Genomic DNA, 8,592 nt, shown 5'->3' with positions numbered 1-8,592 from the left:
CATCGGTGGCGTCGCGGCGCGCGAGGCCGATCTCGAAGGCGCGCCGTGGCCGCTGGCCGGCGATGCGCGCTTCGCGGCGGTGGTCGTCACGAACTATCTGCATCGCCCGCTGCTGCCGCGCCTCGTGGCGTCGGTGGCGCCGGGCGGCATCCTGCTCTACGAAACTTTCGCGCGCGGCAACGAAACGCTCGGAAAACCGTCCAATCCCGCATTCCTGCTCACGCCGGGCGAATTGCTCGACGCCGTGCGCGGCGCGTTGCGCGTGATCGCGTTCGAGGACGGCTTCACCGACGAAGGGCGGCCTGCCTTCGTCCAGCGGATCTGCGCGGTGTGCGAGCAGGGGGAGGGATTCCCGCGTTACGGACTGGTCGGGTAATCCGCTACAATCGACGTTTATTGAGTTTACTTTCATTGCGTTTCATGGCTAACGGCACCCAAGACGGCATTCAATTCCGCGGCAGCATGCCCGCGATCGTGACCCCGATGCTCGAAGACGGCAGCCTCGATCTGCCGGCCTTCCGCAAGCTGGTCGATTGGCATATCGAAGAAGGCACCGATGCGCTGGTGGTGGTCGGCACGAGCGGCGAATCGGCCACTCTGTCGGTCGACGAGCACATCCTGACCGTCAAGACGGCGGTGGAGCACGCGGCCAAGCGCATCCCGATCATCGCGGGCGCGGGCGGCAATTCCACGGCCGAGGCGATCGAGCTGTCGCGCCAGGCCAAGTCGGTCGGCGCCGACGCCACGCTGCAGGTGGTGCCGTACTACAACAAGCCGACGCAGGAAGGCATCTATCGCCACTTCCGTGCGATCGCCGAAGCGGTGGACCTGCCGGTGATCCTGTACAACGTGCCGGGCCGCACGGTGGCCGATATGGCTAACGAAACGATCCTGCGTACCGCCGAGGTGCCGGGCATCGTCGGCGTGAAGGACGCCACCGGCAACCTCGAGCGCGCCGCGCATCTGATCAAGGCCGCGCCGCAGGGCTTCGGCATCTACAGCGGCGACGATCCCACCGCGATCGCGCTGATGCTGCTCGGCGGCCACGGCAACATCTCGGTCACGGCCAACGTGGCGCCGCGCGCGATGAGCGAGCTGTGCCGCGCCGCGATCGCCGGCGACGCGAAAACCGCGCGTGAGATCCACATGAAGCTGCTGTCGCTGCACAAGCACCTGTTTGCCGAGGCGAACCCGATTCCCGCGAAATGGGCGCTGCAGGAAATGGGCAAGATTCGCGGCGGCATCCGCCTGCCGCTGACGCCGCTCGACGAGCGCTTCCACGATGTCGTGCGCGGCGCGCTGCGCGAAGCCGGCATCGTTTGACCGATCCGGACGGCCGCGCCCGCGGCCGTCCGTGCTTCCCGACCCACCTGATTTCTCCCCGGCCCGCCGGCATCGCGCGTGTCACGCGTTTAGCAAGACGAAGGATTTCATGAAACATTTCGCCTTTTCCTCTCGCGCCGTCCAGGCGTCCGTGGTGGCGCTTGCGCTTGGCGCGCTGGCCGGTTGCGACACGCTGAACGATTATTTCGCGCCCGACCGCGTCAACTACAAGTCGACCGGCTCGGCGCCGCCGCTGGCCGTGCCGAAGGATCTGACGGCCGTGGCGGTCAGCCCGTCCTACGTCGCGCCGCCGACCAACGCGGGCCTCGGTTCGCTGCCGCAGCGCGCCGTGACGGCCGCGGGCAATTCGACGGAAGGGCAGCCGAGCGCGCAGGATCCGTACGGCATGCACATCGAGCGCGACGGCGATCGCCGCTGGCTCGTGGTCGACGGCCGCACGCCGGAACAGCTGTGGCCGCAACTGAAGGAATTCTGGGCCGACAACGGCTTCGCCCTGAAAACCGACGCGCCGCAAACCGGCATCCTGAGCACCGACTGGGCAGAGAACCGCGCCAACATTCCGGACGACTGGTTCCGCCGCACGATCGGCCGCGTGATCGACTTCGCCTACTCGTCGGGCACGCGCGACAGCTTCCGCACGCTCGTCACGCGCGGCGGCAACGGCACGACCGACATCTCGATCACGCACAGCGCGATGGAAGAAGTGCTGACGGGCCCGCAAGGCGGCGATTCGTCGCGTTGGGTCGAGCGTCCGCGCAACCCGGTGCTCGAAGCCGTGTTCCTGGCCAAGCTGATGGAAAAGTTCGGGCTGACCGACGCCCAGGCCAAGCAACTGCTGACTGATGCGCGCCCTGCCACGGCGCCGGCCACGGTGGTGGACACCAGCACGGGCGTGTCGACGCTCGATCTGGCCGAATCCATCGATCGCGCCTGGCTGCGCGTGGGCCTCGCGCTTGATCGCACCAACTTCGCCGTCGACAACCGCGATCGCGCGAAGGGCGTGTACATGGTCCGCTACGCGAATTCGGCCGACGAGCTGAAGGGCGACGGCCTGCTCGGCAAGCTGTTCTACGGCCATGCGAAGGCTGCCAAGCAAGGCAAGGAGTACTTCGTCAGCGTGCGCCCGCTCGGCGACGCGAAGACGCAAGTGGGCGTGGTCGATGCCAACGGCCAGGCCGACAACTCGACCGACGCGCAGCGCATCATCACGCTGCTCCACACGCAACTGAACTGAGCGCGTGAGAGTCACGAGCCTCGGCAGCGGTAGCGAGGGCAATGCGCTCGTTGTCGAGGCGTCGTCGGGCACCACCACCACGCGCGTCCTGCTCGACTGCGGTTTTTCAGCGAAAGAAATCGATCGCCGCCTCGTGCGGGTCGGGCTCGCCTCGGGCGAGCTCGACGCGATCCTGATCACGCACGAACACAGCGATCACATCGGCGGCGCGCTGACCATGGCGCGGCGTTTCGGCATCCCGCTATACATGAGCTGGGGCACCGCGCGCGCGGTGGGCGCCGATACCGCCGACGTCGATCTCCATGTGATGTGGGGCGGCGACGCCACCGCCATCGGCGATCTCGACATCCATCCCTATACGGTTCCGCACGATGCGCGCGAGCCGCTTCAATTCGTGTTTTCCAACGGCAGCGCACGGCTTGGCGTGCTGACCGATGCGGGCATGTCCACGCCGCATCTCTGCAGCGTCCTGAACGGTTGCGATGCGCTCGTGCTCGAAGCGAACCACGATGTCGAGATGCTGGCCAACGGCCGCTATCCGGCCTCGTTGAAGGCGCGCATCGGCGGTTCGCACGGTCACCTCAGCAACGCGGCGGCGGCTGAGATCCTGGCCTCGCTCGATCGTTCGCGCTTGCGGCACTTGGTGGCCGCGCATCTGAGCCAGCAGAACAACCTGCCCGAGCTGGCGCAGGCCGCGTTTGCGGCCGTGCTCGATTGCGCGCGGGAGGACGTGACGGTGGCGTCGCAGGACGACGGCTTCGGGTGGCTGAGCGTCGGGTAGGGCAGCGGGGCGCGCAGGCGCCGGAGCGTACGCCCGCTGGTTGCGACGACACAGCGAGCGGGCATGAAAAAACCGGCCACCAGGGCCGGTTTTTCGTATCAGCGTGAGCTGAGTCTTGCTTAGTTGCTTGCGCCCGAAGCCGGAGCAGCAGCCGATGCGGCAGCGTCCGAAGCCGGAGCAGCAGCAGCCGATGCAGCGTCGCTCGCAGCAGCAGCCGTGCTCGAAGCAGCGTCCGAAGCGGCAGCAGCAGCCGACGAAGCAGCCGAAGCTGCTGCCGATGCGTCGCTAGCAGCCGACGAAGCAGCTTGGTCCGAGCTCTTGTTGCAAGCAGCGAGAGCAACAGCGGCCAACAGGGAAGCTACGAGGAGGGATTTCTTCATGATCACGTCCTTTTATGGTTAAAGGTAAGCAACAGCGCGAAACAATACCGGTAATGTGCTCCAACACCGACTCGGGCCGCTGGTGGAGACGCGCTGGACGCACTGCCAGAGCGTGAATCTTCCCTACGGCTTGGGCGGAAATTATATGCACTTTCCTATCGACCGTCGACAAATGCGGGGTCAATACGTTGTCTTTCCCATACAGGTTTTAGCCGATATGGGTTGTCGTGCCGGGGCAAGCGTACAGCACTTATCCCAGTTTGATCCAGCCCGCACAATACCACTCGTGAAGCAGCGCTGTCATGAGCGGGTGGCGGGAGTGTGTTACAAAGCGTTTCGCCCCCAAACAGCGTCGATCGGCCAATTCCGGCAGCCATTTTGCAGTGCCGGAGAGCGGATTTTCTTCGCCATTGATGAAGTACGAGCGCGCGTTATACATCAACGCCGCCTTTCTGTCGAGACGAACCCCGAGGCGGCCGGCTTCGGCCGCGAAATCGTCTTCGTCCAGCGGGTCGTCGGGGGCGTCGAACACCACGTTCGATTTTGGTTCGCTGAGGTAGCTGCCGAGGAACGATTCGATCTCGCGCGGCGTCCAGCGAATGCCGTTCAGCACCGCTTCCACTTTCTCCACCATGGCCGCCGGCAATTGCGCCGGACGATCGACGGCGGGCTGGCGCGGATCGCGATACAGCGCATCGGCGCGCGCACCGTGACGCAGCGCGCCGCGCTCGGCGAGGTAATACAGGAATTGGCCCGTCAACTCCCCGGCGGACGGGGCGCGGAAGCCGATCGAGCAGGTCATGCACTCGCCCTCGGCGATGCCGTCGTGCGCGATGTGCGGCGGCAGGTAGAGCATGTCGCCCGGTTCCAGCACCCACTCCTCGGTCGGCGCGAAATTTTCGAGCACCTTGAGCGGCAGATCCTCGCGCAGGCTCAGGTCGGTTTGCGCGCCGATGCGCCAGCGCCGTTTACCGTGCACCTGCAGCAAAAATACGTCGTACGAATCGAAATGCGGGCCGACGCCGCCGCCATCCGTCGCATACGAAATCATCAGGTCGTCGAGACGCGCGTCGGGCACGAAGCGAAAGCGCTCGAGCAGGGCGCGCGCGGCATCGTCGTGCAGGTCCGCGCCTTGCACGAGCAGCGTCCATTCGCGCTTGTTCACGGATGGCAGCGCACGGGCCTCGAACGGGCCGTGATCCAGTTGCCATCTGTTACGAAAATGGGTGATGAGCCGCGATTCGGCGTCCATGTCGGCGGCCAGCTCGAACAGCGCCTCGCGCGTGAGCGGCGGCACGATGCCGGGGATCGCCTGACGGATCAGCAGCGGCTTTTTCTGCCAGTAACGGCGCATGAATTGCGCCGGCGTGAGGTTGCCGAGCAGGGGCGTCGGCTGGTCGGGGCGGGGGGCGCCGGACGCGCTTTGAGCGCCGCCGGGCGCTTCGGGTTCGGACCGTTGGGACATCGGTATAATGCGGCTTGGAATTGGGAGATCTGGATGAAAATCGCAAAAAACACCGTCGTATCGGTCGCTTACAAGCTGTCGGATGCGCAGGACAACCTGATTGAAGAAAGCGACGAGCCGATGGTCTATCTGCACGGCGGCTATGATGGCACGTTCCCCAAGATCGAGGAACAGCTCGACGGCCACGAAGCCGGCTACGAGACGCAGATCCAGCTCGAGCCGCAAGACGCGTTCGGCGATTACGATCCCGAGCTGGTGAAGATCGAGCCGCGCGACCGCTTTCCCGAGCCGCTCGAAGTCGGCATGCAGTTCGAAGGCACGCCGGAAGACGGCGACGAGGAAGTCGATTCGCTGATCTACACCGTTACCGACGTCGCCGAAGACAAGGTGGTGCTCGACGGCAATCATCCGCTCGCCGGCATGGCGCTGCGTTTCACGCTGAGCGTCAAGGACGTGCGCGCGGCCACCGAAGACGAGATCGAGCACGAGCACGCGCACGGCGCGGAAGGGCTGGAAATCGTCGACGAGGACGATGACGACGAAGAAGGCGAGGAGCCGAAAGGCCACACGCTGCACTAATTGAAAACGCGGGCCGAGGCCCGCGTTTTTTCATGTGCGCCTGCCCCGGCCCGCGGCGCGACGTTCAGCGGTAACTGCCCGGCGCCGAGGCGGGCGCCGTGGGATACAGCGGCGGCACGGCGCCGCTCGCCGCGGTGCCCGGCGATACGCCGATCGATGCCGGCTGCGGCGGCACGCCGCCCAGCGCCGAGGCCGGATCGGGCAACTCCGGCAGCGCCGGAATTTCCGGCATCTCGGGCAGCGGCACATCTTCATGCGGCATGGCCGGCAGTGCGGGCGGCACCGGCAGGTTGGCCGGCACTTCTTGCAGGCCCACCCCGAACATCGGCCGTCCGGCCGGATTCATCGTGATCTTGATCCATTGCACGAGCCGCTCGCGCGGCGCGATCGCGATGCGCGTCAGGTTTTCCACACGCTCGCCTTTCTCGTCGTGCAGCGGCTGATCGATCCGGAAGCCGCCGCGCAGCGCCTCGCTGCCCGCATGGATCACGAGGATCGTGCCGCGAAACGTGGCGGCCGCCTTCACGAGCGAGCGCTTGAATTCCAGAAAGCCGTCGCGCGCGCGCGTTCTCAGCCGCAGCCAGGCGAAGCGCTCGTGTTCGTAGCGATCGAATTGCGGATCGCCTTCGATCGCGATCACCAGCGCGCGGGCATTGCGCCGCTTCGCGAATTCGGCGGCGTGATCGATCCAGAACGCGTTGGCGATCGCGCGATCCTCGAATTCGCCGTTGCGCCCGCCGGCCGTCAGATAGCGGTTGTTCGGCGACGGCGCGTTCAGCGCGATGAAGACCGTATCGCCCTGCGTCCAGCGGATGTTCTCGCGGAACGGGCGGAACCGCGCGACCTCGCTCTCGCGCGTGACGGGCTGCGGCGTCGCGCCCAACGATTCGGAATCCGACAGGAAGGTCTGGCGCAGATAATCGAGCCGCTCGACCGCGTCGTAGCCGCCGTTGCCTTTTTGCGAGCACGCCGCCCAGTCGAATTGCCCCGGCACGTAGAACACCGGCACGCGCGCGGCCTTGAGGATCGCGAAGCGGTTGTCGTACACGCTGTCGCGGCACGCTTCGCGCGCGCCCTTGAGGTTGCCGTCGTAGATCGCGAACGCCACGGCGCGATCGCGCGAGATCGCGTCGAACATGCGCGCCATGCCGGGATCGTCGGCCGGGCCGTCGATCATGCCGGACAGCACGGCGAACGCGAAACCGCGCTCGGCGACATGCCCGGCGACGGCCGCGGGCGCCGCGCCCGCCGGATCGGCCAACGCGGCAGCGGCGGCCAGCAGCAGCCACGCCGCCGTGCGCCGGCAAGTGTGGCGGCGCGGGCTGCGCGCGGGCCGAAGGTCAGTGGGCGTGATCATCGTCCGCTTGCCGGGCGGCGAGGGTTTGCAGCTCGTAGAGCAGATCGAGCGCCTCGCGCGGCTTGAGGTTGTCCGGATCGATCTCGCGCAGGCGCGTGAGCGCCGGATGCGGCGCGGCCGGCGGCGTGTCGCGCGCGGTGGGCGTGTCGTAGTCGGGCTCGTCGTCGTACAGCGGCGCGGGCGCGGCGAACAGGTCGAGCTGCGGCGTGGGTTGGCCCGCCGACTGCTGTTCGAGATGCGCCAGGTGCTTGCGCGCGGCGCGGATCACGGCGGGCGGCACGCCGGCCAGTTGCGCGACCTGCAGGCCGTAGCTCTGGTTCGCCGGGCCTTCGTTGACCGCGTGCAGGAACACGATGCCGTGGCCGTGCTCGACGGCCGACAGGTGCACGTTCGCCGCGTGCGGGAATTCGGCCGGCAACTGCGTCAGCTCGAAGTAGTGCGTGGCGAACAGCGTGTAGCAGCCGTTGTGCGACAGAAGATGGCGCGCGATCGCCCAGGCCAGCGCGAGGCCGTCGAACGTCGAGGTGCCGCGGCCGATCTCGTCCATCAGCACCAGGCTTTGCGGCGTGGCGTCGTTGAGGATCGCGGCCGCTTCGGTCATCTCGACCATGAAGGTCGAACGGCCGCCGGCCAGATCGTCGGCCGCGCCGATGCGCGTGAAGATCCGGTCGATCGGGCCGAAGCAGGCCGATTTCGCCGGCACGTAGCTGCCGACGTAGGCCATCAGCGCGATCAGCGCCGTCTGACGCATGAACGTGGATTTACCGCCCATGTTCGGGCCGGTGATCAGCAGCAGCTTGCGCTCGTTGGCGAGCCGGCAGTCGTTCGCGATGAACTGTTCGACCTGCGCTTCCACCACCGGGTGGCGGCCCTGCTCGATATCGATGCCGATTTCGTCCGAGAAGCGCGGTGCGACCCAGTCGAGCGCGCGGGCGCGTTCGGCGAACGCGCCGAGCAGATCCAGCTCGGCGAGCGCCGCGGCCACGCGCTGGCATGCCTCGATATGCGGCAGCAGCGATTGCAGCAGCGCGTCGTACAGCGAGCGCTCGCGCGCGAGCGCGCGCTCCTGGGCCGACAGCGCCTTGTCCTCGAAGGTTTTCAGCTCCGGCGTGATGTAGCGCTCGGCGTTCTTCAGCGTCTGGCGGCGGCGGTAGTCGTCGGGCACCTTGTCGGTCTGGCCGCGCGTGACCTCGATATAGAAGCCGTGCACCTTGTTGAACTCGACGCGCAGGTTCGCGATGCCGGTGCGCGTGCGTTCGCGCGCCTCGAGATCGATCAGGAACTGGCCGCAGTTCTCGGAGATGTCGCGCAGCTCGTCGAGCTCGGCGTCGTAGCCGCGTGCGATCACGCCGCCGTCGCGCACCATCGCCGACGGCTCCGTGGCGATCGCGCGCGTCAGCAGGTCGGCGCAGCCGGCCGGCGGCTCGAGCGCCGCTTCGAGGCGGGCCAGCA

The 8,592-nt window shown here is 67.0% G+C and carries 8 protein-coding genes and 1 pseudogene; 6 read left to right on the top strand and 3 right to left on the bottom strand.

Annotated features, from left to right (window positions below):
• The 5 genes and pseudogenes from G3N92_RS27395 to G3N92_RS35385 all read left to right on the top strand — a co-directional run.
• Positions 1–376: pseudogene (locus G3N92_RS27395) on the top strand (SAM-dependent methyltransferase); the annotation flags it as partial.
• A 44-nt stretch (positions 377–420) separates the two neighbouring features.
• Positions 421–1,323: a 4-hydroxy-tetrahydrodipicolinate synthase gene (dapA, locus tag G3N92_RS27390; RefSeq protein WP_206130716.1), complete on the top strand. Its 903-nt coding sequence runs from the start codon at positions 421–423 to the stop codon at positions 1,321–1,323.
• A 109-nt stretch (positions 1,324–1,432) separates the two neighbouring features.
• Complete coding sequence (gene bamC, locus G3N92_RS27385; protein WP_206130715.1) at positions 1,433–2,578, top strand: outer membrane protein assembly factor BamC; 1,146 nt, start codon at positions 1,433–1,435, stop codon at positions 2,576–2,578.
• 4 nt (positions 2,579–2,582) lie between these two features.
• Positions 2,583–3,359, top strand: coding sequence for an MBL fold metallo-hydrolase (locus G3N92_RS27380; protein ID WP_206130714.1), 777 nt, complete (start codon positions 2,583–2,585; stop codon positions 3,357–3,359).
• A gap of 154 nt (positions 3,360–3,513) precedes the next feature.
• The gene (locus tag G3N92_RS35385; RefSeq protein WP_277396198.1) at positions 3,514–3,648 is read left to right on the top strand and encodes a hypothetical protein; all 135 of its coding nucleotides are present in this window, start codon (positions 3,514–3,516) and stop codon (positions 3,646–3,648) included.
• 341 nt (positions 3,649–3,989) lie between these two features.
• Here G3N92_RS35385 and G3N92_RS27375 read toward each other — a convergent pair whose 3' ends face one another.
• Positions 3,990–5,204: a cupin domain-containing protein gene (locus G3N92_RS27375; RefSeq protein WP_206130717.1), complete on the bottom strand. Its 1,215-nt coding sequence runs from the start codon at positions 5,202–5,204 to the stop codon at positions 3,990–3,992.
• 33 nt (positions 5,205–5,237) lie between these two features.
• Between G3N92_RS27375 and G3N92_RS27370 the strand changes: the two genes are divergently transcribed.
• A complete protein-coding gene (locus G3N92_RS27370) occupies positions 5,238–5,783 on the top strand; it encodes a peptidylprolyl isomerase (RefSeq protein WP_206130713.1) in 546 nt (181 codons plus the stop codon).
• 64 nt (positions 5,784–5,847) lie between these two features.
• On the opposite strand, the gene G3N92_RS27365 is transcribed toward G3N92_RS27370, so the two are convergent.
• Together G3N92_RS27365 and mutS are read right to left on the bottom strand one after the other, a co-directional pair.
• Positions 5,848–7,140: a hypothetical protein gene (locus G3N92_RS27365; protein WP_241015049.1), complete on the bottom strand. Its 1,293-nt coding sequence runs from the start codon at positions 7,138–7,140 to the stop codon at positions 5,848–5,850.
• Positions 7,124–8,592: DNA mismatch repair protein MutS (gene mutS / locus G3N92_RS27360; RefSeq protein WP_206130712.1), on the bottom strand; the 1,469-nt coding region annotated here is incomplete at its 5' end. The genes mutS and G3N92_RS27365, both read right to left, overlap by 17 nt.

This window comes from Burkholderia sp. Ac-20379 (assembly GCF_017104645.1).
Taxonomy (GTDB): domain Bacteria; phylum Pseudomonadota; class Gammaproteobacteria; order Burkholderiales; family Burkholderiaceae; genus Burkholderia.
This window is presented reverse-complemented; position numbering and strand designations above follow the sequence as displayed.